A 24,657-nucleotide genomic window follows, 5' to 3' on the forward strand; every position below is an offset into this window, starting at 1 on the left:
TGGACGGGTCAGGTGTCCGAGGGCTTGGGGGCGCGGGTCCACGGCCAGCGGGGGCGGGGCCGGCCGGTGCGGTCGGTGTACGCGTACTTCCAGCCCTTCTGGAGCCCGAGGCGCTTGGTGTGACCGGCGGGGACCCGTTCGTAGACGAGCGTGACGGTGGGTCCGCCGGTCGGGTCGGGGACCGGGATCTCGTACCACTTGGGCGGGTGTCCGGTCGGCCCGGTGAGCACGGGGAGGACCCGGCCGTCCATGGGGCCGCCCTCGAAGGGGGTGGGTTCGCTTCTCACTCCCCCAGTGTCACAGGTGCGGGGGGGGTCGCGGGGGCGCGGTGTCACGGGTGGGCGGCGGCGGGGGTGGGGCGCTCACCACAGGTGGGCGGCGGCGGAGACCACCGGGATCACCCGGCGGGCCAGCCGTCCGACCGGGCCTTCGGCGGATTCGGCGGCGAGGGCGACGGCGGCCACGCGGGCGGTCTCGGGATCGGTGGCGGCGGTGGCGGCGAGCAGGGCCACGAACTGGTCGAGGAGCCAGTCGCGCAGTTCGGCCGGATCGGGCCGCTTGCCCTCGTCGAGCCAGATCAGGGAGGCCGCCTCGACGGAGCTGATCCAGGTGCGGACGGTCATCCGCAGCCGGGGCCCGGGCTCGGGGACGCCGAGGTGCAGCAGGATCTGTTCGGCGGCGGTGCGCCGGATGCCGTCAACGGTGGCGGTGGTGCGGGAGGTCTCCACGACGCTGCCGCCCTGGAGGAGGGCGGCGAAGCCGGTGTCGTGCTCGTCGACGAACGTGAGGTACCGGTCGAGGGCGCGGCCGAGGCGTTCGCTGAGCGGGCCGGACTGCGGCTGGTCGAAGCACTGCTCCAGCAGGACGGCGGCGGAGCCGAGCGCGGCCTCGTAGAGCTGCTGCTTGCCGCCGGGGAAGTAGCGGTAGACCAGGGGGCGCGAGACGCCGGCGGCTTCGGCGACGTCGTCGAGGGAGACGTCCTCGGGGGCGCGGTGGGCGAAGAGGCCGAGGGCGGCGTCGAGGAGTTGGGCGCGGCGCTGTTCGACGGTGAGGCGGCGGTAGGCGCGCGGGACCCGGGGGCGGTCGGTGGCCGGGGGCGGCGGCGGGGTCCGGGTCATGGACGCAGGGTAGCCCCGCACGGGCCCGGACCGGGGCGGTCGACCCCCTTCGGCCGATGACGGGCCGGGGCGGCGGACGGCCGGGACGGGACGGGTTCGTCGGGCGGCCGGGGCCGGGGGCGCCGGGCGGGTGGGCCGGACGGGCGGGACGGGGTCGCGGGGCGGGGCGGTGGGACAGGGTGGTTCGGGTTCCGGATCGGAGGGCGCGCGGCGGCTCGCGGAGGTGACGGGGCGGCCGGACGCGGCGGGCCGATTCGGGGACGCGCGGCCGACCGGGGCGCCGGCCCGTCTGTCGGCCGGGCACCGGCCCGCCCTCGGGGCCCGGCACGCCGGAGGGGCGGGGCGGGCGCCGGTCCGGTGCGCCCCCGGAGCCTCGTGCGCCCCCTCCCGATGACCGTGACTCAGCGTTACGATCGACACACGGAGTGACGGTCAGGGGTGGGGTGGGCACATGGGACGGGACGGGTTCGTGCGGCGCGCGTGGCGGTGGATCGCCGACCGCGGGTCGGAGGCCGGGGCGAAGGATCCGCCCCGGCGCCCCGCGTGCGCGGGATCCCGACGGAGGCCCCGACCCGAGTCCGGGCCCGAGTACAGGCCGGGGGCCAAGCCCGAGTCCGGGCCGGGGTCCGGGCCGGGGTGGGGGTTCGGGGCGGGTGTCCGGTCAGGCGAGCAGGCCCGAGCTGCGCCACAGCCGGCGGCCGACGCCGGTCAGCACGCCGATGTCGTCGAGGAAGTCCGTCAGGCGCTTCGCACCGGTCTGCATGACCTCGCGCCGGTGCCCGCTGGCCTTGACCTGGGCCACGGCCTCGCGCCGGTCGAGGCCGACGTTCTCGTACACGGCGGGATTGACGAAGGCCACGGAGAAGACCCGGGCCGCCTCCCCGCAGCTGATCCGCGTCAGCTCCCGCTCCCAGCGGGGCGCGGTAGCCATCTGGCGGCGCAGTTCCTCGCGGGCGTAGCGCACGTGCCGGGCCTCCTCGATCACGTGGATCCGGGTGACGCCGCGCACGAGGGGCTGGATCCGCTCGTCCGGGAAGGTCAGCCGCTGCATCCAGTCGAGGATCTCCTCGCCGAGCAGGGTGCAGGCGAAGGAACCCGGGGTGGTGGAGATCGTCTTGAGGACGCGGGCCAGGTTGTGGTTGAGGCGGGTGACGGGGTACTCGGGTGCCCCACCCGTCTTGATCATGCGGGCGAACATCATGGAGTGCCGGCACTCGTCGGCGATCTCGGTGAGCGCGTAGCGGACGTGATTGCTGGTCAGCGACTTGTCGTAGACGTGCCGGACGAGCAGCTGCATGAGGATGATCTCGAACCAGATGCCGAGCGAGGCCAGCGAGGCCGCCTCGTGGCGGGAGAGGTCGATCCGCTGCTCCTCCCCCATCCGCTTCCACATCGGGGTGTCGTACAGGGAGAGCAGCTCGGGCGGCCAGTAGTACTTGCCGTCGATCGGCGGGGCCTCCCAGTCCAACTCCTTGTCGGGGTCGAAGGAGTGCTTGGCGCTGGACTCCAACAGGCGCTCGGCGACCTGCTCGCGGTCCTTGAGGAGGCCGAGGGCGTCGCGCAGGGCGCCGAGATCGGCGGCCCGGCCGGAGCCGGCACGGGGATCGGTGACGGTCGTCATGGGGGCGGACACCTCGGGGGATCGGGGGCGGACGGACGGGTCGCGTCGGAGACGCGGCCGGGTCGGGGGTGGGGGTCGCGGAGCCGGGTCGGGCCTGGCGGTCCCGGCCCGGGATCCGGGGCGGCGGCGGGGCGACACCGGTCGGCTCCGGCGCCGATCGCCTCCGCACACCCTTATGAGACTGCTTGTCAGCAAGACCGTCAATCCCTTGTGCGCGACTTGTTGACCGCTTGTCTCACAACGTGCTGCACTGCCGACTGTCCAGCACCGCGCAGGGATTGGGGGCGTCAGTGTCGACGCAACGGCTGTACACACAGGACCCGGGCGAGAGCGTCTGGCGGGTGCCGGCCACCGGCTCGGCCCGCTTCACCTGGGAGTACGACGAGGGTCGGGAACGACTGCTCGCGCTCTACCAGAAGGGCAAGGACAAGCAGTGGGACGGGGCCAAGCGGATCGACTGGGAGGTCGAGGTGGATCCGCACAATCCGCTCGGCACCCCCGACGAGGCCCTGCCGCTGTACGAGACCCGGCACTGGGCCAAGCTCACCGAGAAGGACAAGGGTGAGCTTCGGCAGCACTACGCCTCGTGGAACTTCAGCCAGTTCCTCCACGGCGAGCAGGGCGCCATGGTGTGCGCGGCCCGGATCGTGGAGTCCGTGCCCGATCTCGACGCCAAGTACTACTCGGCCACCCAGACCATGGACGAGGCCCGGCACGCGGAGATATTCAGCCGCTTCCTGCACGAGAAGATCGGCATGCTCTACCCGATCAACGACGACCTCCGGGGCCTGCTCGGCGACACCCTGGGCGACTCGCGGTGGGACATGCCCTACCTGGGGATGCAGGTGCTGATCGAGGGGCTGGCGCTGGCAGCGTTCGGCATGATCCGCGACACCACGGACAAGCCGCTGCCCAAGCAGATCCTCGCGTACGTGATGCAGGACGAGGCGCGCCACGTGGCCTTCGGGCGGATGGCGCTGCGGGACTACTACGGGCAGTTGACGGAGGCCGAGCGGCGCGAGCGGGAGGAGTTCGTGATCGAGGGCTGCCTGCTGATGCGGGACCGGCTGCGCGGGGTGGAGGTCCTGGAGAACTTCGGGGTGGACCGCCGGGAGGCGGCGGAACTCAGCGAGCGCTCCGAGTTCCTGCACCTGTTCCGCAAGCTGCTGTTCAGCCGGATCGTGCCCTGCGTGAAGGACATCGGGCTGTGGGGGGAGCGGCTCCAGCGGGCCTACGTCGACATGGGGGTCTTCGACCTCGGCAACGCCAATCTCGACCTGCTCATGCGGCAGGACGAGGAACTCGCGGAGGAGATGGACCGGCGCCGTTTCGCGGCCGAGGAGGAGGCGCGACGGGCGGAGGTGGCCGAGACCGTGGCGCAGGGCGCCCGGGCCGACTGAGCGGACGGGCCGGGCCGGGGCGCGGGGCCGTGCGGGCCGCGGGGTTGACCTTGACACCGTGACAAGGTCTTCACTGCGTCCTCAGGAGGTGGTCCCCGATGACCGAGACGGCACAGGACACGAACACGGGCAGGGCCGCGGACGCGGATGTGGTGCGGGCGCTGCGCGGGTTGGAGGACGCGCGGTCCTCGGTTCGCCTGCGGGCCGCGCTGGCGGTCGGCACGAGGCCCGACGCGAGGTTCGTCGACAGGCTCGTGGAGCGGTGCGCGGTCGAGCCCGAGTTCTTCGTCCGCGACATGCTGACCTGGGCCCTCGTGCGGCACCCGGCGGATCTGACGCTCCCCGCGCTGCTCGGCGAGCTGCGCTCGGGGCGGGCCCAGGCCCGTTCCCAGGCCCTGCACACCCTGTCCAAGATCGGCGACCGGGCGGTCTGGCCCGCGATCACGCGGGACCTGTTGACCGACGCCGACGAGGAGGTGGCGCGCAGTGCCTGGCGGGCCGCGGTGCTGCTCGTGCCCGAGGAGGAGCGGCCGGCCCTGGCCTCCGTGCTGGCCACGCGGCTCGGGCTCGGCGACCGGGCCACGCAGCTCAGCCTGAGCCAGGCCCTGGTGGCGCTCGGTGACGTGATCGTGCCGGTGCTGCGGGTCGCCGAGGGTGCCGGGGATCCGGCCGTGCGGGCGCACGCGCTGGCCACCGGGCGGCTGTTCCGCGAGCCCGACCTCGGTTTCGAGTCGGCGATCGCGGAGGCCAGGCGCGTCGTGGCCCTCACCGGGGCGCCCGTGGACGGAGGATGAGGCGGTGTTGATCGGTGAGGTGGCGCGGCGGTCCGGGGTGAGTGCCCGCATGTTGCGGCACTACGAGTCCCTCGGTCTCGTGACGCCCTCGGGCCGCTCGGGCAACGGCTACCGGGAGTACTCGACCGGGGACGTCCGGCGGATCTTCCACGTGGAGAGCCTGCGGTCGCTGGGGCTGTCGCTGCGGGAGATCGGGCGGGCGCTGGACGATCCGGGGTTCGCGCCCTCGGCGCTCGTCGAGGACCTGGTGCGCCGGACCCGCGAGCGGATCGCGGTCGAGACCGAGCTGCTGACGCGGCTGCTGCGGATCGACGCCTCCGACCCTGCCGCCTGGGAGGACGTCCTGCGGGTGGTCGAACTGCTCCAGGCCCTGGGCTCGCAGAGCCCCGACGCCCGGCAGCGCGCCGCCCTGTCCTCGGGCAGCGGGACCCCGCTGCCCGCCGAGGCCCTGGTGGAGGCGGCGCTGGGCGAGAGCGAGCCGAACGTCGCCGGCGCCCTGCGGTGGGCCCTGGCCCAGGCGGGCGAGGGGGTTCCCGAGCTGCTGGCGCGGGGGCTGGACTCGCCTTCGGCCGCGGTGCGCGCGCGGGCCGTGCGGGCCCTCGTGCCGCTGGCCGACCCGGAGGCGACCGCACTGCTACGGGCGGCCCTCGCGGATCCCGCCGTCGAGGTCCGCGCGCCGGCGGCCCTGGCGCTCGGGGCGCGGGGCGAGACGGCGACCGTGCCGGTGCTCGTGGAGCTGATCGGGGCGGGCGTGAACGACACCGACGCGGCCGATGTCCTGGGGGTGTTGGCGCGGGATCCGGCGACGGCCGAGCGGATCGCGGGCGGGCTCGTGGAGCGGCTGGCCCGTGATCCCTCGGACGCGCCGGCGCGCGGCCGGTTGACCCAGGCACTGGCCGACGTGCCCGGGGACACGGTCGGGCGGGCCCTGGTGGAGCTGTCGCGGGACGGGGACCGCGCGGTGGCCCTGACCGCGACCCATCTCCTGCGGCTGCGCGGGGCGGGCTGACGGGCCCGGCGGCGGGTCAGTGCGCGGCGTCGGCGGGGGCGGGCGGGTCGAAGCGCTTGGTGAGGGTGAAGGCGTGGGCGGTGGGGCCGTGGACGCGCAGGTGGGTGAGGCGTTCCTCGGCCTCGCGGACGCTCGGGGCGTGGCCGGCCGGCACCCACCACAGGGCGGTCATGGGCTCGGGTTCCCGGTCGAACCACTCGCGTCGGCGGGTGAGGACGGCCCGGTGCCGGGCCTCGTACATCCACGTGGTGAGCGATTCGACGTCCCGCCAGACCGACATGTTCACGATCAGTTCGGGGTCCTCGTAGACGGGGATGGTGGTCGCGTCGCCCACCTCGCCCGAGACGGGGTCGACCTCGGCCTTCAGGCGCCACCGGAAGCCGTCGGCCGTCTCGGCGGAGAGGTTCACGGCGTCGAGGTTGCCGACGAAGCCCGCCATCTCGGGTGAGTCGAGGGCGAACTTGAGTCGGGAGATGTTCACTTGGGCTATCTCGAAGCTGGTCATGGGCCCCAGCAGTAACAGGCCGGGGCGCGCGGGCGCAGGAGATTTCAGCGGGTGGACACCGGGCCCGGGGCGGGTCGCGGCGCGGGGGCCGGATGGGGCCGGGAGCCGGCCGGGGGCGGGGGGTTCGCGGCCAGGTGGGCCTCCAGGACGGCGCGGGCGATGGGGGCGGCGGCCCCGTTGCCGCTGATGTCGCCGCGGTTCGCCGCCGCGTCCTCCACGACCACGGCGACGGCGATGCCGGGGCGGGGCTCGTGGGGGGCCTGGGCCCAGGCGATGAACCAGGCGTAGGGGGTGCCGGCGTTGCCGACGCCGTGCTGGGCGGTGCCGGTCTTGCCGCCGACGGTGACCCCGGGGACGGCGGCGTTGCGGCCCGTGCCGTCCTCCACGACCCGCACCATCAGGTCGCGCAGGGTGCGGGCGGTCTCGGGGGTCATGGCCCGGGTCAGGCGGCGGGGTTCGGTGCGGCGCACGGGGGTGCCGTCCGCCTTGGTGACGCGTTCGATCAGGTGGGGGCGCATGAGCTCGCCGTCGTTGGCGACGGCGGCGGCGACCATCGCCATCTGGAGCGGGGTGGCCTTGGTGTTGAACTGGCCGATGGCGGAGAGCGCGAGTTGGTCGCGGCTCATGTCGGTGTCGAAGTTCGAGGGCGAGACCCGGGCGGGGACCTCCAGGGCGGTGTCGTTGAAGCCGAAGCGTTCGGCGGCCGAGACCATGGCCTCCAGTCCCACGTCTACGCCGATCCGGGCGAGCACGGTGTTGCAGGACAGCCGGATGGCCTCGGCCATGGAGGCGTCCTCGCAGCCGCCGCCGACGCCGACGGCGTTGGGCAGCAGGGTGTCGGTGCCGGGCAGCCGGTAGGGGTCGGGGGTGTCGGTGGGGGCGTCGGGGTCGGTGACGGCGCCCGAGTCGAGGGCGGCGGCGGCCGTCACGATCTTGAACGTGGAGCCCGGGGGGTAGGTCTCGCGCAGGGCCCGGTTGAGCATGGGGCGGGTGGGGTCGGCGTTCAGCCGGGTCCAGGCCGCTCGGACTTCGGGCCCGGTGCCGGAGAGCAGGGCCGGATCGTAGGAGGGGCTGGAGACGAGGGCGAGGATCCGGCCGGTGGCCGGGTCGAGGGCGGCGACGGCGCCGCGCCGGCCGGCCAGTCCCGCGTAGGCGGCGCGCTGGAGGGCGTCGCGCACGGTGGTGACGACGCGGCCCGGGTCGGGTCGGGAACGGGTGAACTCGTACCAGAACGGGATGGCGGTGAGGTCCGGGTCGGTGCCGGACAGGATCCGGTCCTCGGCGCTTTCGAGCAGGCTGGTGCCGTAGGTCTGGGAGGCGTGGCCGGTGACGGGGGCGTAGAGCGGGCCCTCGGGGTAGGCGCGTTCCCAGCGCAGGAGTTGCCGGCTGTCGCGGGAGCCGGTGACGGGCCGGTCGTCCACGAGGATGGGGCCCCGGGGGTGGGCCCAGCGGGCGATGGCGGGGCGTTTGTCGGCGGGGTTCGCGGCGGCGGCCGGTGAGGTCCACACCTGGGCGCGGGCGGCGCCGACCCACAGGGTGAGCAGCAGGGCCAGGCAGCCGAGGGCGCACCGGCGGATCCAGCGGATCACGGGCCGCTCCCGAGGTCTCCGGCGGGGGCCGGGCGGCGGGCGCGGTCGCCGAGGCGGATCAGGAGGGCCACGATGATCCAGTTGGTGACGACGGAGGAGCCGCCCTGGGCGAGGAAGGGCATGGCCATGCCGGTCAGGGGGATGAGTCCGGTCACCCCGCCGGCGATGACGAACACCTGGAGGGAGAGGAGCGCGGCGAGGCCGGTGGCCAGGAGTCGGCCGAAGGGATCGCGCAGGGCGAGGGCGGCGCGGAAGCCGGCGGCGACGAGGAGGCCGTAGAGGAGCAGCAGGGCGGTGAGGCCGGCCAGGCCGAGTTCCTCGCCGACGGTGGCCAGGACGAAGTCGGATTTGGCGGCGAAGCCGATGAGGAAGGACTGGCCGTGGCCGAGGCCGGCGCCGAGGACCCCGCCGGCGGCGAACGCGAACAGGGACTGGGCGAGTTGGCCGGGCCCCTCGCCGCGTTCGATCGTGGCGAAAGGATTCAGCCAGTCCTCGACCCGGCCGTGCACGTGGGGTTCGAAGCTGCCCACCGCCCAGGCCCCGCAGGCGGCCAGCACCAGCCCGAGGCCGATCCACCCGACCCGCCCGGTGGCGGCGGTCAGCATCACGACGAACAGGCCGAAGAACAGCAGCGAGGTGCCGAGGTCCCGTTCCAGCACCAGCAGGCCCACGCTGAGCAGCCAGACGGTCAGGATCGGGCCGAGGACCCGGCCGGGCAGCAGCCGGAACCGCCAGATCCGGCGCCCGGTCAGGGCCAGGGCGGTGCGGTTGGCGGCCAGGTGCGTCGCGAAGAACACGGCGAGCAGCACCTTGGCGAACTCGCCGGGTTGGAAGGACAGCCCGGCGAACCGGATCCAGATGTGGGCGCCGTTGACGGCGGGGAAGAACACCGGCGCGAGCATCAGCGCCAGGGCGCCGACGGCCCCGATCCAGGCGTAGCGCTGGAGCAGCCGGTGATCGCGCACCAGGGCCAGGACCAGCACGAACAGCAGCACGCCGACGGCCGACCAGCGCAGTTGGTCGGCGGCGTCGCGGGGCCCGCTCGCCACCGGGTCCAGGCGCCGGATCAGCACGAGGCCGAGCCCGTTGAGGAGCAGGGCGATCGGCAGCGGCAGCGGGTCGGCCCACGGGGCGAGGAAGCGGACGGCGAGGTGCGCCAGGAGGGCGCCGCCGCCGAGGAGGGCGGCGAGCCGGCCGAGGTCGGCGGGCGGGCGGCCGGTGTGCGCGAGGTCCACCTGGATCACGCCGAGCAGGGTGATCAGGACCGCACCGGCCACGAGCAGGAGTTCGACCCCGCGCCGACGCCGTCCGACCGGGCCCGGGAAGGGGGCGTCCTCCGGTTCGGGCTCCGGGAGGACCGACTTGGCCGTCAGTGCGGTCATGGGCGGCAACCTAGCAAGCGAACGGACTAAATGTCCGCTTATGTCACGGGGCGACACGAACGAGTGGCACCCGAACGGTGAACGGCCCCCGCGGATCGGCCGTCCGGGTGGGGGTCGGGGGGCCGCGGGCCCGGTCGGGCGATTCCTCATACCGGTGCGTGCCACGATCGGCGCCCCGACACTCGGAGGTGACGACATGCCGGCACGACTCTTGCGCGGGGTGTGCGTGGCCGCGGCGCTGACGCTCGCGGGTACCGGACTGACCCTGGGGGTGGGGCTCGGGGCGGGCGTCGGCGCGGAACCGCTCGGCTTCGGCGAGGCACCGGGGCGGACCGGCCCCGAGCCGGGGGCGGACGCGGCCCCCGTGACCCCGGCCGCGCACGCGCCCCGGGCCACGCCGCCGGGGCCGCGGGGCGGTGGCGTGCCCACGGCGCGGGCGGACGCGAAGCCGCCCGCCCGGGCCGCCGGGCCGGGCACGGAGCCGCCCGTGACCCGCGCGCCGGCCTCCGCGCGGGGCCGGGCGGTGGTGCGCGGGGCGGGGCGGACCGGGATCGCCGTGGTCGGGCGCCCGGCGGTCGGGCGCTCGAAGCCGGCGGCGAGGGACGACGCCAAGCCCGCCCGTCCCGTCGGCCCGGGCCCCCGCACCCGCCCGGGCGCGCCCGACTCCCCCGGCGCGGTCGAGCCGGTCGAGCCGGTCGAGCCGCCGGAGGCCGCCGAGGGCTTCGAGGGCGTCGACTCCGGGGCCGACACCCTCCCGCCCCGCTCCCCCGTCGCCCTGCCCGGGGCGGCCGGGGCGCCGGCCGTGACCGAGTTGCTGGACCGGCTCGGGGACCTGTACCGGCGGGTCGAGGAGGCGGGCGAGGCCGCGCACGCCGCCGAGGCCCGGCTGCGGACCCGGCAGGCGGAGGAACGCAAGGTGGCCGCGACCCTCGCCGGCACCCGCGACGCGCTCGGGGCGCAGCGGGCACTGGCCGGGGGCCTGGCCCGGGAGCAGTACCGGGGGGACCGGCAGGCGTCGGGCTTCTCCGTGTACGCGCGGGTGGTGCTGTCCGGGGATCCCGACCAGGCCCTGGAGCGGGGCCGGCTGGCGGGTCGGGAGGCCGGCCGCCGGGCCGGTCTGCTGCGCCGGCTGTCGGCCGCCGAGCGCCGGGCGGACGGGTTGGCGACGGCGGCCCGCAAGGCCCTGGACGCCGAGCGGACGGCCGCCGCCGAGGCCCGGGCGGCCCGCACCGAGGTCACCACGCGCCTGAAGGAGGTGGAGCGGCTGCTGGCCTCCCTGGGGCCGGAGCGGGTGGCGGGCCTGGAACGGGCCGAGGAGGAGCGGGCGGCGGACGCGCAGCGGGCCCTGCTGGCCTCGGGCCGGCTCACGCCGGCCGCGACCGTCGGGGACGCCGGTCCCGCCGACGACGCCGCGCCGCCCCTGGACCGGGCCGGGTTCCCCGTGCGCTCCCCCAGCGCCGCCGGCGGGGCAGCCCTCGCCTACGCGGTGCGGCAGTTGGGCGACCCGTACGAGTGGGGGGCGGTGGGCCCGGACGCCTGGGACTGCTCCGGGCTGACCTCGCGGGCCTGGGAGCGCGCCGGGCGGACCATCCCCCGGACGAGCCAGGAGCAGTGGGCGCGACTGCCCCGGGTGCCGCTGGACCGGCTGCGGCCGGGGGACCTGGTGGTGTACTTCCCGCAGGCCACGCACGTGGGCCTGTACCTGGGCGGCGGCCGGGTGCTGCACGCGCCCCGGCCGGGCGGCCGGGTGAAGGTCTCGCCGCTGGCGGCGAACCCGGTGCTGGGCGCGGTCCGGCCGGACGGGGACGCGGCCCCGCTCGCCCGGTGGACGGCGCCGGCCCTCCCGACCGGCACCCACGCGGCCTCGGGCACCGCGACGGACGCGGACCGCGCGACCGACACCGGCACCCCCACCGCCGCCGGCTCCCCGGCCCCTTAGGGCGCGTTCGGGTCCCTGCGCCCGCCGGGGCCGTCGGCGTGGCCCGGGTCGGGGGCGCCACCGGCACGCGCGGCCTCGGCGCGGGCCTTCGCGCGCTCCGCGCGTTCGCCGACCTCCGCCAGGTAGTCGGCGGTGTCCTCGGGGTCGAAGAAGTAACGGGAGAGGTCGGACGGGTTGTCGAAGGAGTTGGCGAAACGATCCGCCACCTCCTGGTGCAGCCCGGCCGCCCCGATCAGCTCCAGCACGTGCGCGGGCGGCGCGGCCAGCATGGCGTTGGTCCAGTCGGTGGTGGGCTTGCCCACCGTGAACCAGTACTTGTCGAACGTGGCCCGCATCCACGGCTCGTCGAAGGGCCGGTCGCCGTGCATGAGGATCGACGAGAGGTAGGAGGCCGCGCACTTGGCCGCCGCGTTCGAACCCTGCCCGGTGATCGGGTCGTTGGCGACGACCACGTCGGCCACGCCGAGGACCAGCCCGCCGCCGGGCAGCCGGCCGATGGGCTTGCGGACCACCGGGGCGTAGCGCCCGGCCAGGGTGCCGTTCGCGTCCGTGAGCTCCACGTCGCGGGCCCGCGCGTACTCCCAGGGCGTGTGCTTCTCCATGAGCTCCAGGGTCAGCGCCAGGTGTTCCCGGGGGTCGGTGACCCCTCGGAACACGTCGAGGGGGCCGCCGGGCAGGCCCTCCCAGAACAGGATGTCGGCGCGGCCGGAGGTGGTGAGGGTGGGCATGGTGAACAACTCGCCCACGCCGGGCACGAGGTTGCAGCGCACGGCCTCGGTGTCGGGGTGTTCGGGGCGGGGGCCCAGGCCGTGCACGTAGGAGACGGCCAGCGCGCGCTGCGGTGTGTCGTACGGGGAGCGGGCGGCGTCGCGTTCGAACATCCGGACCAGTTCGCCCTTGCCGGCGGCCACCAGGACCAGGTCGTAGGCGCGCGAGAAGTAGTCGAGGTCGGCGACGGAGGCCCCGTGGACCACGAGTTGGCCGCCGCGCTGGACGAAGACCTCCAGCCAGCCGGCCATCTTCAGTCGCTGGTCCACGGATTGGGCGGGGCCCTTGAGCCGGCCGAGCCAGTCCACGGCCCGGCCGGAGTCGGGGGCGGCGACGGAGACGCCGAGGCCCTCGACGCGGGGGGCCTGGCGCTCCCAGAAGGCCAGGTCCAGATCGCGTTCGTGGCCGAGCGCGGTGTCGAACATGACCTGGGTGGACATGACCCGTCCGGTGCGGATCTCGTCGGCGGTGCGGCTGGAGACGAGGGTGACGTCGTACCCCTTGGCCTGGAGGCCGAGGGCGAGCTGGAGACCGGACTGGCCGGCTCCGACGATCAGGATCCTGCGCATGGTCCGGTGCCTTCCGTGGTGGTCGGGGGTGGGGAGGGGCTCAGGCCGGGGTGTGGTCGAGGGCGTGGCCGACGAGGCCCAGCAGGGCTTCGAGGACGCCGGCGCGACGCCGCGCGTCCATGATCACGACGGGGGTGTCGGCCGCGATGGTCAGGGCCTCGCGCACGTCCTCGGGCTCGTAGGAGCGGGAGCCCTCGAAGTGGTTGACGGCGACCACGTAGGGCAGTCCGCAGCTCTCGAAGTAGTCGAGGGCCGGGAAGCAGTCCCGTAGCCGTCGGGTGTCGGCCAGCACGATCCCGCCGATGGCCCCGCGCACGAGGTCGTCCCACATGAACCAGAAACGTTCCTGCCCGGGGGTCCCGTACACGTACAGCACCAGGTCGTCGGCCAGGGTGATCCGGCCGAAGTCCATCGCGACGGTGGTGCTGTGCTTGTCGGGGGTGCCGGAGAGGTCGTCGGTGGGCAGGCTGGCCTCGGTCATGACGGCCTCGGTGCGCAGCGGCGCGATCTCCGAGACCGAGCCGACGAAGGTGGTCTTGCCCACCCCGAAACCGCCCGCGACCAGCACCTTCACGGCGATGGGCGCGCGCGAACGGTCGTACTGCCAGGGCTGCACGGGGTCGTCGGCGCGGCCCGGGACCGGTCCGGCGACCCGGTCGCGGCCGCCGACGGCCTCAGACGGCGCCGAGACCACTGAGCACCCTTTCGAGCAGCGCGCGGTCCGGCCGGGCCGCGCCCTGGCCGGAGCCGTAGACCCGGACCCGGCCCTGGTCGGCGAGGTCGGAGACGAGCACGCGGACCACACCGAGCGGCAGTTCGAGGAGCGCGGCGATCTCGGCGATGGTCCGCATCCGGCGGCAGACCTCGACGATGGCGCGCATCTCGGGCATCCGGTCGTCCTCGCGGACGCCGGCGTCCAGGGTCGCGACGAAGGTCTCGACGCGCAGGACGTGGGTGAAGCGGGTGCGTCCTCCGGTGAGGGAGTAGGGGCGGACACGCGCGGGTCGGCGGTCCGCCCCGCGTATCGGCAGGTGTTCGGAGGCCGATGCCCTCATGCGGTGTTCTCGCTCTCGTGCCCGTCCGGTGCGCCGGGCTGGGTGACGTGGTGGGACTGGCGCAGTTCGCTGCGCACCTCGGGGGTCAGGACGTGGCCGGCGCGGCCCACGAAGAGGGCCATGTGGTAGGCGATCACGCTCATGTCGCAGTCGGGGGTGGCGTGCACCCCGAGGAGCGAGCCGTCGCTGATGGCCATCACGAAGACGGAGCCGTGCTCCATCGCGACCATGGTCTGTTTGACCGGGCCGCCGTCCATGAGCTGGGCGGCGCCGGTGGTGAGGCTGCCGAGGCCGGAGACGATGGTGGCGAGGTCGGCCGAGGCGCCGCGCGGCCCCCGGGGGCGTTCGCCCGCCTCGACCGAGGCCGGCCCGCCCTGCTCGCCGGGCTCGGAGGACAGCAGCAGCAGCCCGTCGGAGGAGACCACGGCCACGGAGACGATCCCGGGCACCTCCTCCACGAGGTCGGTCAGCAGCCATTGCAGGTTGCGGGCCTGGGTGCTCAGGCCGTACGTACTGGGCGCGGTCATGAACGTGCCTCCTCCACGGTGTCCCCCTGATCCTTCGGGTCCCGCCCCTGGACCGGCTCCGCCTCCACGTCGCGGCGCCCGTCCTTGGCGCCCTGGTGGAAGCCGGAGAGCCGGCGTCTGAGGTCCTCGGCGTCCACGCGACGCGGCTCGGGGCGGGCGTCGGCGGTGGGGCCGGGGAGAGGTCCGTCCTCGGGCCGGGCGGCCCGGACGGACCGGGGGGTGCGCTTGGGCAGGCCCTTGTCGGTGAGCCGCTCGGCGGGCTCGGACGCGGGTGTGGCGGGGGCCGTGCCCGGGGCCGGCACGTGGCCGGCGGGGGTGTTGGCGCCCGGGGTCCGCACGGGCAGGTCGGCGACGCGGCCGTGTTCGGGGCGGGCGCCGGGGACGGGAGCCGGGGGCGCCGGGGCGGCCGGTTCGGGGGCGCGGTCGGCGAGGGGGCGGACCGTCGGGGTGTCGACGGGCGGCGTCGCGGGGGGCGCGGGCGCGGCGCCGACGGTGAACACCTGGCCGGGGTCGGGCAGTCGCTCGCCGGGCGCGGCGAAGGGGTCGGGTTCCGGGGTGCGACGCGGGGCCGGAGCCGGGGCGTGGGCCTGGGCCGGCGCGGGCGCCGGGGCGGCGGGCGGCTCGGCGGGGGCCGGCACCCGGGGGGCGGCGGCCCGCGGGTCGACGTGCTCCCGCGGGGCCGGGGCGGGGGTCGTCGCGTCCCGGGAGGCGGGGGCCTCGTCCTCCGGGGTCGGGGCGGCGTGCCGGGGGCGGGGCGGCAGGGTGTGCTCGTTGGCCTCGGCGACCACCCCGGGCAGGTGCAGCACCGGGACCTCGCGGCCCAGGGTGTGGGCGGGGGCGACGCCGGGCGCGGGCAGGGTCGGCAGCAGGGAGGGCGGGATGACGACGACGGCCTCGATGCCGGCGCCGCGGCCGGGCCGCAGTTCGGCCGTGACCCCGTGCCGGGCCGCGAGCCGGCCGGCCACGTACAGGCCGAGGCCGAGGCCCTGTTCGGGTTCGGGCTCGGGGTCGTGGGCGTCGGGGCCGGAAAGGCGGGCGTTGAGGACGGCGAGGCGGTCGGGGGTGACGCCGATGCCCTCGTCGACGACGGTGAGGACGGCCTCGCCGGTGTCGAGGATCCGGCCGGAGACGCGGACCTTGGCCTCGGGCGGGGAGAAGGTGGTGGCGTTCTCCAGCAGTTCGGCCAGGACGTGCGAGACGTCGTCGGCGGCGTGCCCGGCGACCTGCGTGAAGGAGGGCAGGGCGGTGATCTCGACGCGTTCGTAGCGTTCGATCTCGCTGACGGCGGCGCGGGCCACGTCCACGAGGGGGACGGGGCCGGCCTGCCCGTGGCCGTGTTCCTGGCCGGCCAGGACGAGGAGGTTCTCGTTGTGGCGGCGCATCACGGTGGCGAGGTGGTCGAGCTTGAAGAGGGTGGCGAGGCGGTCGGGGTCCTGTTCCCGGGACTCCAGGTCCTCGATGACGGTGAGCTGGCGCTCGACCAGGCCGAGGGTGCGCAGGGAGAGGGAGACGGAGGTGCCCGACATGAGCTTGCGGTGCTCGTCGAGGTGGGCGCGCAGTTCGGCGAGCTCCTCCTCCAGCCCCTGCCGGCCCTTGCCGAGGGCCTCGTTGCGGCCGATGAGGCGGCGGTGGTCGGCGTCGAGGCCGGCGATCCTGGTGTGCAGGGCGACGGTCTGGTCGCGGACGCCGTTCAGGGAGCGGACTACCTCGGCGAACTCGTCGTTCCGGCCGGTGAAGCGGACGGGTTCGACGGAGCCCTCGGGGGTGGCGAGGCGGGCCGCGCCGCGCACCAGCACCGACAGGGGTCGGGTCAGGGAGCGGGCAACGCCGGTGGCGACGCCGACGGCGAGGAGGAAGAGGACGGCCAGGCCCGCGATCACGAGTTCCAGGCGGGTCACGTCGTCGTCGCGCAGGCCGGCCAGGGCCGTGGCGCGTTCGGCGACGAGGGTGGACTCGACGGAGCGGGTGCGGTCGATGCGCGCGGTGAGGGCGGCGGAGACGGCGGCGCGGTCGGTGCGCCGGTCGGCGGAGTCGAGGGTGGGTTTGCCGGCGAGGGCGGTGAGGTAGCCGTCGGCGGTCTTCACCTCGGGGCCGGTGACGGTGGCGGCGAGGGTGTCGCGGACCTCGGGACGGGCGCTGTGGGCCACGTCGTCGAGGGCGGCGAGTTCGCGGACGCGGGCGCGTTGGGCGGCGGCGGAGAGTTCGTCGACGACGGGGTTGCCGGAGCCGGTGGAGCTTCCCGTGCCGCTGCCGGTGCCCGTGCCGTCGTCGAAGGAGGAGCCCGTGCCGGTGCCTCCGGTTCCGGTTCCGCTTCCGTCGCCGGAGCCCGATCCGGAACCCGAGCCGCGGGGCACGGCGAGGGCCGCGAGGAGCAGGCCGCGGGTGGCGGACGCCTGCTCGACGGCCTGGCCGAGGGGGGCCAGCGGCCGGGTGAGGGCGAGGGCGGCCTCGGCCCGGGGCGGGGTGCCCTCGGCGAGGGTCTCGCCGGGGATCCGCAGGTCGGCGAGGACGCCGGAGTACGCCTGCTGGGCGGCCAGGGCGGAGCCGGTGCCGGTGAGGGCCTTGGCGCGGACCTCGTCGATCCGGCCGAGGGTGGCGGCGGTGGCCTCGTCGGCCTCGGCCTGGGCCTCGGCGATCTGCCGGTCGGTGCGCCCGGTGCGGTCGGCGAGGACGGCCTTGCCGGCGGCGGGCCGGCCCTGGGCGACGAACTCGGTGACGGCGTCGCGCTCGTCGGCGAGGGCGTGGCTCAGGGCGAGGGTGTGGCGGGCCTGCTCGGCGAGGGTGACCAGGCGCTGGGAGTCGTTCAGCTCGCCCGACGCGGAGACGACGGCGGGCGCGCCGGCGGCCAGGACCGCCAGGCCGGTGATCGCGACGCCCGTGACCAGCCTGTTGCGCACGCGGACGCGGCGTCCTGCGCCGGCGGGTACGTCTGGGGTGGCGGTGCCGCTCTTCCGAGACCGCTTCTTCTGCACCGGTGCTCGCAATCCTGTACGTGTGCTCGTGCTCGTCTACTCGTGTGGCCAAGGTAACGGCCGGTCAACAAGTAAACGCCCCCTGCCCCCTCGTACCGCTTCAGACCTTCGCAGTGCGCCGGGGACACAGAGCCCCACATCGCCCGCCCGGCCACTCGAACGAGTGAACATCAGGGTGGAGTTGGCGAACAACTCGGACGCGGGGCGCGGAGTGTCCGCCGAATGGCGGGCGGTTGAAAGTTCGGCGGGTGCTTTGGCAGGATGCCCGCCCGCAGCCGGCGCCCTCGTCCGCCGGGCCGGCGGGCGTGGGGGTCGGGCGGTGGGCCCGGGGGGCTCGCGGCGGGTCGGGAAAACCGCCCGAACACACGTCAATTGGTATGGACCTGTTGCCGTTTCGCCCTCCGGAACGCGGTCCGACGAGGCACACTGGCGGCATGCGCATCGACCTGACCACGGACCCCGGCGACCCGGAACGCCCCAATGAGGACTGGGTGTCGGCGGCCCTGCCGGCGGGCGGCACCGGCGGGGTGGTGGTGGTCCTCGACGGGGTGACCCCACCGGCCGGGGACGACGGCTGCGAGCACGGCGTGCCGTGGTTCACGGCCCAGCTCGGCGGCCGGCTGACGGAATTGTCCGGCGCCCGGCGCGACCTCGGACTCGACGCGGTGCTCGCCGAGGCCATCGCCCGCACCGCCGCCGACCACCGCGAGAGCTGTGACCTTTCTCACGTCCGCACCCCGCAGGCCACCGTGGTCCTCGTCCGCTGGGACGCGGACCGGGTCGAGCACCTCGTGCTCTCCGACTCCGTGCTCCTGCTGCGCGCCCCCGACGGGAAGGTGACGGCCGTCCTCGACGACCGCCTCGACCGCGTGGACCCGGCCGTGCTGCGCTCCGTCGAGGCCACCGACCGGCTCCGCAACGCCGAGGGCGGGTTCTTCACCGCCGCCGCCGATCCGGCCGTGGCCTCCCGCGCCGTCCTGGGCGAAACGCCCCGCGCGCGGGTGACGGACATCGTCGCGTTGACCGACGGGGCGAGCCGCTGGGTGGACACCTTCGCCGAGGGCGACTGGACGGAGTGCGCGGAGCTGGTCCGGGCGCACGGGGCGCGGGCTCTGGTCGACCGGGTCCGCGCCGTCGAACGGGACCCGGAGCGGACCGCGGCCCGGTACAAGCGGCACGACGACGCCTCGGTCGCGCACGCCGCGCTCTGAGCGGGCCGCGACCCGGTCGCGCCCGGACTACTCGGAGCCCTGGTTGAGCTGGTGCAACAGCCGGGCGAGTTCGGCGACCTCGCCGCGGTCCCAGTCGGCGAGGTTGCGCATGTAGCGGACCCGGCGGGCGTCGCGGACCTTCAGGAAGCGTTCGCGGCCCTCGGCCGTGAGGTCGATGAGGAAGGCCCGGCCGTCGGCGGGGTCGGGGGCCCGGGTGACCAGGCCCAGTTCCTCCAGCGCCCGCAGCTGCCGGCTCATCGTCGCCTTGCCCACGCCGAAGTACGAGGCGAGTTCGGTGGCCCGCTGGAGGCCGCCCGCCTCCAGCCGCACCAGCAACCCGTACGCGGCGGGCTCCAGCTCCGGGTGCAGCTCCCGGGCCATCTCCCCCGAGGAGGCGCGGGCCCGGCGCAGCAACACGGACAGTTCCCGCTCCAACGCGAGGAACTCCTGGTCCTCGTTCCCCTGCACGTGTCACTCCCGCTTCCCAGGGAGCCCCGCCTGGCGGGGCGCCGGATCGACGACCCGATGGGAACAGTATTTCGCAGCCGCCCGCCGGCGCGGCCCGCGCGGGGGCCCGGGAACGACGCTCACGCCGTTCCCGGGCCCGGCTCCCCGCCCGGCCGCCGCGATCAGGCGGCCACCGAGGCGTCCTCCCGCTCCGCGCCCGCGTCCGTGCCGGCCGGCGCGAGGGCCAGGGCCAGCACCTGCCGCACGTCGGTCACCGCGTGCACCCGCAGCTTCTCCAGCACCTCCGCCGGCACGTCGTCCAGGTCGGCCTCGTTGCGCTTGGGGATGATCACGGTGGTGATCCCGGCCCGGTGCGCGGCCAGCAGCTTCTGCTTCACCCCGCCGATCGGCAGCACCCGCCCGGTCAGCGAGACCTCGCCGGTCATCGCCACGTCCGTGCGGACCTGCCGGCCCGACAGCAGCGAGGCCAGGGCCGTGGTCAGGGTGATCCCGGCGCTGGGGCCGTCCTTGGGCACCGCGCCCGCCGGGAAGTGCACGTGCACGCCCCGGTCCTTCAGGTCGGCGACCGGCAGTTCCAGTTCCGCGCCGTGCGAGCGCAGGAAGCTGAGCGCGATCCGCGCCGATTCCTTCATCACGTCCCCGAGCTGGCCGGTCAGGGTCAGGCCCGCCGCCCCGGTCTCCGGGTCGGCCAGCGATGCCTCCACGAACAGCACGTCGCCACCCGCGCCGGTGACCGCGAGGCCGGTGGCCACCCCGGGCACCGCCGTGCGCCGCTCGGCCGGGTCCTGGGCCGACTCCGGCACGTGGTGCGGCCGGCCGATCAGGTCCCGCAGGTCCTCGGCGCCCAGGGTGCTCGGCAGTTCCCGCTCGCCGAGCTCGGCCTGCGAGGCCACCTTGCGCAGTACGCGCGCCAGCGCCCGTTCCAGGGTCCGCACCCCGGCCTCCCGGGTGTACTCGCCGGCCAGGCGGCGCAGCGCGTCCTCCCCGACGGTGACCTCCTCGGCCCCGAGCCCGGCCCGTTCCAGCTGCCGGGGCAACAGGTGGTCGCGGGCGATGACCACCTTCTCGTCCTCGGTGTACCCGTCGAGCCGGACGATCTCCATCCGGTCGGCCAGCGCCTCCGGGATCGACTCCAGCACGTTGGCGGTGGCCAGGAAGACCACGTCGCTGAGGTCGAGCTCCACCTCCAGGTAGTGGTCGCGGAAGGTGTGGTTCTGCGCCGGGTCCAGCACCTCCAGGAGGGCGGCGGCCGGGTCGCCCCGGAAGTCCGAGCCCACCTTGTCGATCTCGTCGAGGAGGACGACCGGGTTCATCGACCCGGCCTCCTTGATCGCCCGCACGATCCGGCCGGGCAGCGCGCCCACGTAGGTGCGCCGGTGGCCGCGCACCTCGGCCTCGTCCCGGACGCCGCCGAGGGCGACCCGGACGAACTTGCGGCCCATGGCGTGCGCCACCGACTCGCCCAGCGAGGTCTTGCCCACGCCGGGCGGCCCGACCAGTGCCAGCACGGCCCCGCCGCGCCGGCCGCCGATCACGCCCAGGCCCCGGTCCTCGCGCCGCTTGCGCACGGCCAGGTACTCGGTGATCCGGTCCTTCACGTCGGCCAGCCCGGCGTGTTCGGCGTCGAGGATCTCCCGGGCGCCCCGGATGTCGTACACGTCCTCGGTGCGCTCGTGCCAGGGCAGTTCCAGCACCGTGTCCAGCCAGGTGCGGATCCAGGCGCCCTCGGGGTTCTGGTCGCTGGCCCGCTCCAGCTTGTCGACCTCCTTCAGCGCGGCCTCCCGCACCTTCTCGGGCAGGTCGGCGGCCTCCAGGCGGGCCCGGTAGTCGTCTGAGCCCTCGCCCTCGGCCTCGCCGTTCAGCTCGCGCAGCTCCTTGCGCACGGCCTCCAGCTGCCGGCGCAGCAGGAACTCGCGCTGCTGCTTGTCCACGCCCTCCTGCACGTCCTTGGCGATGGACTCGGCCACGTCCTGCTCCGCGAGGTGCTCGCCGAGCGCGGTCACGGCCAGCCGCAGCCGGGCCACCGGGTCGGCGGTCTCCAGCAGTTCGACCTTCTGGGCCAGGGTGAGGAACGGCGAGTAGCCCGAGTTGTCGGCGAGCGCGCCGACCCCCTCGATCTGCTGCACCCGGTCCACGACCTGCCAAGCCCCGCGGCCCCGCAGCCAGGTCGTGGCCAGGGCCTTGTACTCCTTGACCAGTTCGACCACGGCCCCCGGCAGCGGGTCGGGCACCGACTCGTCGACGGTCTCGCCCTCCACCCACAGGGCCGCGCCGGGTCCGGTGGTGCCGGCGCCGATCCGGATCCGGCCCACGCCGCGGATCAGCGCACCCTGGTCACCGCCGGAGAGCCGGCCGACCTGCTCGACCGTGCCGAGCGTGCCGGTGGCCGCGTACTTGCCGTCGACCCGGGGCACGAGCAGCACCCGGGGCTTGCCCCCGCCGCCCTTGGCGGCTACCTGCGCGGCCTCGACGGCGGCGCGCACCTCCCCGTCCGACAGGTCGAGCGGCACGACCATCCCGGGCAGCACGACCTCGTCGTCAAGCGGCAGCACGGGCAGAGTGAGCGTTACGGACGTCGAAGCCATGATCTTCCCTCCGGCAGTGAAGTTGAGCTATGTGCACTCAATGCATGTGAGCCGCAGAGTGTTCCCCAACCCGAGTTCACCCTGAGCGAACACCTTCACCGCCGCCCCCACCCCCTCCAACGCCCCGCGCCCGCGTTTGCGTCCCGACCCCTCAGTGCTCCACCGTCGCGTCGCCCGAGCCGCTGGTCACGTCGAGGGTCGCGACCGCCGTGCCGGAGGTGGGCACGGAGACCGTCCGGTCGCCCGAGCCCGTCTTGCCGGTCACGCGGTAGGGGCCGCCCGGCACCCGCACGGTCGTGTCGCCCGAGCCGCTGCGGGCCCGGAGCGAGCCGGGGGCGGCGGCCCAGGCCAGCACGAGGTTGCCGGAGGAGGTCTCGGCGGTGGTGTCGCGGGCCTTGAGGCCGGTGCCGACCACGTCGCCGGAGGAGGCGGCGAGGCGCAGGGTGCCGGTGACGTTCTCGGCCCGGACGTCGCCGGAGGAGGTGCTCAGCTCGGCGTCGGCCACCCCGCGCGCCGTCACGTCCCCGCTGCTCGCCCCGAGCCGGACCCGGGTGCCGGCCGGCACCTCGATCACCCAGTCCGCGCTGCACCCGCGGATCCCCTCCGAGCAGCCCTTGTCCACGGTGAGCACCCCGCCACTGACCTTCTGGGTGGGCTTGGGGGCGGTGTCGCCGACGTAGTGGATCGCGCGGGTGACGCGGGTGGTGGTGTCGGTGGAGCCGGCCGGGCGGGCCACCACCTCGACGTTCCCGGAGCCGTTGTCGGTGATCTCCACGTCGGTGACCCGGTCGGTGACGGTGGCCTCGGAGCGGAGGATCTTGGTGCGGGTCAGCACGTCCGAGGGGGAGCATCCGGTGGTCAGGAGGGCGCCGGCCGCGGCGGCGGCGAGCCCCGCGACGAGGGCGGGACGGAGGGTGCGGCGGCTGCGGGGGTGCTGGGCTGCGGTCATGTCCCCAGCCTGGTCGACCGGGGGCCCGCCGTCGCTGGGGCGGGCGCCCGACAGGGGGGTGGGGTCTTCCCCACCCCCGGTCATCCGGCGGGCGGGGCGGCCCACAGCATGAGCCGGTCGAGGTGGGCGCGGACGCCGGCGGCCATGTCCACGGCCTCGGGGTCGAGCAGCCACTGGATCTGGAGGCCGTCCATGACGGCGAGGAGTTCGCGGCCCACGGCCTCCAGGTCGAGGTCGGCGCGCAGTTCGCCGCGTTCCCGGCCGGCGCGGAGCACGCCGACGGTGTGGTCGAGGACGCGGGCGTAGCGCTGCCGGAAGTAGGCGTGGGCGGGGTGCGCGGGGTCGGCCGACTCGCCGACGAGCACGCTGAACATGCGGACGATGCCGGGCCGGCGCGCGTTGTCCTCGACGAGGGAGACCAGGGTGTCCCAGTAGGCGGCGGTGGTCTCGGCGGGCACGGCGAAGAGGCGTTCGATGTCGCGTTCCTCGCTCTGGGCGAGCACCGACAGCAGCAGGTCCTCCTTGCCGCGGAAGTGGTGCAGCAGCCCGCCCTGGGTGATGCCGCACTCCTTGGCGATGCGGGCGAGGGAGGAGGCGTGGAAGCCCCATTGCGCGAAGTGCTCGACGGCGGTGTCGAGGATCTTGCGACGCCGCGCGTCCCCGACCGCGTAGGTCCCACGGCCCGTGCCCTCTCGGGCCGTTCGCCCCTGTTCGGATGCCATGCGCTCCACCCTATGCCCCGTCGATTTTCGGCCGGGCGGTGTTTGTGATCCTGCCCACTTTTCAAAACCTTTCGGGTACTCGGTTTTCGTGTCACGGTGGCCCTGCCAGGTCGGCGACGAGGCCGACCGCGCACACCCTGGAGTCCCCATGGCGCTGACGCAGGAACCGGCACAGTCGACATCCGGCCACGGACCGGCCCCCCTCCCACCGGCTCCCGACCCCGATCCCGCGGCCCGTCCCGCCGACGCGCCGGCCCGCCTGATCCTCGGCCTCGTCCTCGCCCAGCTCGGCGTCTGCATCGCCGTGTTCACCCCGATCATCGTCACCCTCGCCCTGCGCGTGGCGCAGATCGTCCCGGACGCCGAGAAGGGCGCGGCCCTCGCCAAGGTCCTCACCGTCGGCGCCGTCCTCGCCCTCGTCGGCAACCCCCTCTTCGGCGCCCTCTCCGACCGCACCACCAGCCGCTTCGGCCGCCGCCGGCCCTGGCTGGTGGGCGGCATGGTGGTGGCCCTGATCGGCCTGACCATCGTGGGCCTGGGCAACAGCGTCGGAATGCTCGTGCTCGGCTGGGCCATCGCCCAGCTCGGCTGCAACGCGGCCCTGTGCATGGTCACCGCCTGCATCCCCGACCTGATCCCCGAGCACCAGCGCGGCCGGGTCTCGGGCATGGTCGGCATGATGATGTCGGTCTCCATGGTGGCCGGCAGCTTCCTGGCCCAGGTCTTCGACGAGAACATGGCGCTGGCCTTCGTGGTGCCCGCCCTGGTCGGCGTCGCCGGCGCCGTGGCCCTGGCCCTCGTGCTGCCCGACCGCCCCGCCCGCCCGGGCTCCTTCGGCCGCTACACGGTCAAGGAGTTCCTGCGCAGCTTCTGGGTGAACCCCGTCAAGCACCGCGACTACGCCTGGAACTTCGTCAGCCGCTTCCTGGTCTTCATCGGCATCGCCTGCGTCACCAGCTACCAGGTCTACTTCCTGATGGACCGGCTCGACGTCCCGGCCGACTCCGTGGCCGCCAAGATGTTCACCACCACCCTCGTCACGGTCGCCGGCGTCGTCCTCGGCTCCCTCGTCGGCGGCTGGAGCTCCGACGGCACGGGCCGCCGCAAGCCCTTCGTGCTGGCCTCCGCCGCCGTCGTCGGCGTCGGCCTCGTGCTGATCGCCACCGCCGACACCTTCGGCATGTTCCTGCTGGCCGTGGCCGTCTTCGGCTTCGGCGAGGGCCTCTACCTCGCGGTGGACGTGGCCCTGGCCGCCGCCGTCCTGCCCGACCCCGAGACCGCCGCCAAGGACATGGGCGTCCTCAACATCGCCAACGCCCTCCCCCAGTCCCTCGTCCCGATGATCGCCCCCTTCATCCTCGCGATCGGCGGCGGCGGGAACTACGGGGCCCTGTTCCTCTTCGGCGGCGTCTGCGCGGCCGTCGGCGCCGCCCTCGTCCAGCTCATCCGCTCGGTCCGCTGACCCGACCCCTCC

Annotated in this window: 21 protein-coding genes; 6 read left to right on the forward strand and 15 right to left on the reverse strand. The window is 75.1% G+C overall.

From position 1 onward, the window contains the following. Positions 1-8 precede the first annotated feature (8 nt). The 3 genes from ACN20G_RS06650 to ACN20G_RS06660 all read right to left on the reverse strand — a co-directional run bounded on the left by ACN20G_RS06650 (position 9) and on the right by ACN20G_RS06660 (position 2,739). Positions 9-287, reverse strand: coding sequence for a hypothetical protein (locus tag ACN20G_RS06650; protein ID WP_424211791.1), 279 nt, complete (start codon positions 285-287; stop codon positions 9-11). A gap of 75 nt (positions 288-362) precedes the next feature. Further along, entirely contained in the window at positions 363-1,118 is a 756-nt protein-coding gene (locus ACN20G_RS06655) for a TetR/AcrR family transcriptional regulator (protein ID WP_424211792.1), read from the reverse strand. Between the two features lie 661 nt (positions 1,119-1,779). Continuing rightward, positions 1,780-2,739, reverse strand: a complete 960-nt coding sequence (locus ACN20G_RS06660; protein ID WP_424211793.1) for an AurF N-oxygenase family protein — start codon at positions 2,737-2,739, stop codon at positions 1,780-1,782. A gap of 290 nt (positions 2,740-3,029) precedes the next feature. On the opposite strand from ACN20G_RS06660, the gene ACN20G_RS06665 reads away from it, so the two are divergent. The 3 genes from ACN20G_RS06665 (at position 3,030) to ACN20G_RS06675 (ending at position 5,942) form a co-directional block, all read left to right on the forward strand. Then, complete coding sequence (locus ACN20G_RS06665) at positions 3,030-4,139, forward strand: ferritin-like domain-containing protein (protein WP_424211794.1); 1,110 nt, start codon at positions 3,030-3,032, stop codon at positions 4,137-4,139. Positions 4,140-4,237: 98 nt separating this feature from the next. Next, a complete protein-coding gene (locus tag ACN20G_RS06670) occupies positions 4,238-4,933 on the forward strand; it encodes a HEAT repeat domain-containing protein (RefSeq protein ID WP_424211795.1) in 696 nt (231 codons plus the stop codon). Between the two features lie 4 nt (positions 4,934-4,937). Beyond that, complete coding sequence (locus ACN20G_RS06675; protein ID WP_424211796.1) at positions 4,938-5,942, forward strand: HEAT repeat domain-containing protein; 1,005 nt, start codon at positions 4,938-4,940, stop codon at positions 5,940-5,942. Positions 5,943-5,958: 16 nt separating this feature from the next. Here ACN20G_RS06675 and ACN20G_RS06680 read toward each other — a convergent pair whose 3' ends face one another. Genes ACN20G_RS06680 through ACN20G_RS06690 form a run of 3 tightly spaced genes read right to left on the reverse strand, consistent with a single transcriptional unit; the run spans position 5,959 to position 9,418 of the window. After that, positions 5,959-6,447, reverse strand: coding sequence for a DUF3291 domain-containing protein (locus ACN20G_RS06680; RefSeq protein WP_424211797.1), 489 nt, complete (start codon positions 6,445-6,447; stop codon positions 5,959-5,961). Positions 6,448-6,491: 44 nt separating this feature from the next. Then, positions 6,492-8,036 carry a penicillin-binding transpeptidase domain-containing protein gene (locus ACN20G_RS06685; protein WP_424211798.1) on the reverse strand — a complete coding sequence of 515 codons (1,545 nt, stop codon included), beginning with the start codon at positions 8,034-8,036 and terminating at the stop codon, positions 6,492-6,494. After that, positions 8,033-9,418, reverse strand: coding sequence for an FtsW/RodA/SpoVE family cell cycle protein (locus tag ACN20G_RS06690; protein WP_424211799.1), 1,386 nt, complete (start codon positions 9,416-9,418; stop codon positions 8,033-8,035). Before ACN20G_RS06690 ends, ACN20G_RS06685 begins: the two co-directional genes overlap by 4 nt. A 196-nt stretch (positions 9,419-9,614) precedes the next feature. Here ACN20G_RS06690 and ACN20G_RS06695 point away from each other — a divergent pair, with 196 nt between their 5' ends. Beyond that, positions 9,615-11,357 (forward strand): NlpC/P60 family protein, encoded by a 1,743-nt coding sequence (locus ACN20G_RS06695; protein WP_424211800.1) that lies wholly within the window; start codon positions 9,615-9,617, stop codon positions 11,355-11,357. Here ACN20G_RS06695 and ACN20G_RS06700 read toward each other — a convergent pair. From ACN20G_RS06700 to ACN20G_RS06720, 5 genes are read right to left on the reverse strand one after another with little or no spacing between them, the layout of a single operon-like run. Then, positions 11,354-12,694: a styrene monooxygenase/indole monooxygenase family protein gene (locus tag ACN20G_RS06700; protein ID WP_424211801.1), complete on the reverse strand. Its 1,341-nt coding sequence runs from the start codon at positions 12,692-12,694 to the stop codon at positions 11,354-11,356. The genes ACN20G_RS06695 and ACN20G_RS06700 overlap by 4 nt on opposite strands. A gap of 40 nt (positions 12,695-12,734) precedes the next feature. After that, positions 12,735-13,388 carry a GTP-binding protein gene (locus tag ACN20G_RS06705; RefSeq protein WP_424211802.1) on the reverse strand — a complete coding sequence of 218 codons (654 nt, stop codon included), beginning with the start codon at positions 13,386-13,388 and terminating at the stop codon, positions 12,735-12,737. After that, on the reverse strand, positions 13,369-13,749 hold the full coding sequence (locus tag ACN20G_RS06710) for a DUF742 domain-containing protein (RefSeq protein ID WP_424211803.1): 381 nt from the start codon (positions 13,747-13,749) through the stop codon (positions 13,369-13,371). Before ACN20G_RS06710 ends, ACN20G_RS06705 begins: the two co-directional genes overlap by 20 nt. Next, the gene (locus tag ACN20G_RS06715; RefSeq protein ID WP_424211804.1) at positions 13,746-14,276 is read right to left on the reverse strand and encodes a roadblock/LC7 domain-containing protein; all 531 of its coding nucleotides are present in this window, start codon (positions 14,274-14,276) and stop codon (positions 13,746-13,748) included. Before ACN20G_RS06715 ends, ACN20G_RS06710 begins: the two co-directional genes overlap by 4 nt. Further along, positions 14,273-17,173 carry a nitrate- and nitrite sensing domain-containing protein gene (locus ACN20G_RS06720; RefSeq protein WP_424211805.1) on the reverse strand — a complete coding sequence of 967 codons (2,901 nt, stop codon included), beginning with the start codon at positions 17,171-17,173 and terminating at the stop codon, positions 14,273-14,275. Before ACN20G_RS06720 ends, ACN20G_RS06715 begins: the two co-directional genes overlap by 4 nt. 509 nt (positions 17,174-17,682) lie before the next feature. Between ACN20G_RS06720 and ACN20G_RS06725 the strand changes: the two genes are divergently transcribed. Further along, positions 17,683-18,459, forward strand: a complete 777-nt coding sequence (locus ACN20G_RS06725; protein WP_424211806.1) for a hypothetical protein — start codon at positions 17,683-17,685, stop codon at positions 18,457-18,459. 27 nt (positions 18,460-18,486) lie between these two features. On the opposite strand, the gene ACN20G_RS06730 is transcribed toward ACN20G_RS06725, so the two are convergent. The 4 genes from ACN20G_RS06730 to ACN20G_RS06745 form a co-directional block, all read right to left on the reverse strand. Then, positions 18,487-18,927, reverse strand: a complete 441-nt coding sequence (locus ACN20G_RS06730; RefSeq protein WP_424211807.1) for a MarR family winged helix-turn-helix transcriptional regulator — start codon at positions 18,925-18,927, stop codon at positions 18,487-18,489. A 161-nt stretch (positions 18,928-19,088) separates the two neighbouring features. Beyond that, complete coding sequence (gene lon, locus ACN20G_RS06735; protein WP_424211808.1) at positions 19,089-21,512, reverse strand: endopeptidase La; 2,424 nt, start codon at positions 21,510-21,512, stop codon at positions 19,089-19,091. A 151-nt stretch (positions 21,513-21,663) separates the two neighbouring features. After that, a complete protein-coding gene (locus ACN20G_RS06740) occupies positions 21,664-22,461 on the reverse strand; it encodes a DUF4097 family beta strand repeat-containing protein (protein ID WP_424211809.1) in 798 nt (265 codons plus the stop codon). Between the two features lie 80 nt (positions 22,462-22,541). Beyond that, positions 22,542-23,183, reverse strand: a complete 642-nt coding sequence (locus ACN20G_RS06745) for a TetR/AcrR family transcriptional regulator (protein ID WP_424211810.1) — start codon at positions 23,181-23,183, stop codon at positions 22,542-22,544. A 148-nt stretch (positions 23,184-23,331) separates the two neighbouring features. Here ACN20G_RS06745 and ACN20G_RS06750 point away from each other — a divergent pair, with 148 nt between their 5' ends. After that, complete coding sequence (locus ACN20G_RS06750) at positions 23,332-24,645, forward strand: MFS transporter (RefSeq protein ID WP_424211811.1); 1,314 nt, start codon at positions 23,332-23,334, stop codon at positions 24,643-24,645. Positions 24,646-24,657 lie beyond the last annotated feature (12 nt).

Origin of the sequence: Streptomyces dryopteridis (assembly GCF_049606955.1) — a bacterium.
Classification (GTDB): domain Bacteria; phylum Actinomycetota; class Actinomycetes; order Streptomycetales; family Streptomycetaceae; genus Streptomyces.

Excerpts from the sequence above, each read along its gene's own strand:
- ACN20G_RS06655 (WP_424211792.1), bottom strand. The coding sequence starts at position 1,118 with ATGACCCGGACCCCGCCGCCGCCCCCGGCCACCGACCGCCCCCGGGTC.
- ACN20G_RS06660 (WP_424211793.1), bottom strand. The coding sequence starts at position 2,739 with ATGACGACCGTCACCGATCCCCGTGCCGGCTCCGGCCGGGCCGCCGAT.
- ACN20G_RS06670 (WP_424211795.1), top strand. The coding sequence starts at position 4,238 with ATGACCGAGACGGCACAGGACACGAACACGGGCAGGGCCGCGGACGCG.
- ACN20G_RS06680 (WP_424211797.1), bottom strand. The coding sequence starts at position 6,447 with ATGACCAGCTTCGAGATAGCCCAAGTGAACATCTCCCGACTCAAGTTC.
- ACN20G_RS06690 (WP_424211799.1), bottom strand. The coding sequence starts at position 9,418 with ATGACCGCACTGACGGCCAAGTCGGTCCTCCCGGAGCCCGAACCGGAG.
- ACN20G_RS06695 (WP_424211800.1), top strand. The coding sequence starts at position 9,615 with ATGCCGGCACGACTCTTGCGCGGGGTGTGCGTGGCCGCGGCGCTGACG.
- ACN20G_RS06700 (WP_424211801.1), bottom strand. The coding sequence starts at position 12,694 with ATGCGCAGGATCCTGATCGTCGGAGCCGGCCAGTCCGGTCTCCAGCTC.
- ACN20G_RS06710 (WP_424211803.1), bottom strand. The coding sequence starts at position 13,749 with ATGAGGGCATCGGCCTCCGAACACCTGCCGATACGCGGGGCGGACCGC.
- ACN20G_RS06715 (WP_424211804.1), bottom strand. The coding sequence starts at position 14,276 with ATGACCGCGCCCAGTACGTACGGCCTGAGCACCCAGGCCCGCAACCTG.
- ACN20G_RS06725 (WP_424211806.1), top strand. The coding sequence starts at position 17,683 with ATGCGCATCGACCTGACCACGGACCCCGGCGACCCGGAACGCCCCAAT.
- lon (WP_424211808.1), bottom strand. The coding sequence starts at position 21,512 with ATGGCTTCGACGTCCGTAACGCTCACTCTGCCCGTGCTGCCGCTTGAC.
- ACN20G_RS06740 (WP_424211809.1), bottom strand. The coding sequence starts at position 22,461 with ATGACCGCAGCCCAGCACCCCCGCAGCCGCCGCACCCTCCGTCCCGCC.
- ACN20G_RS06745 (WP_424211810.1), bottom strand. The coding sequence starts at position 23,183 with ATGGCATCCGAACAGGGGCGAACGGCCCGAGAGGGCACGGGCCGTGGG.
- ACN20G_RS06750 (WP_424211811.1), top strand. The coding sequence starts at position 23,332 with ATGGCGCTGACGCAGGAACCGGCACAGTCGACATCCGGCCACGGACCG.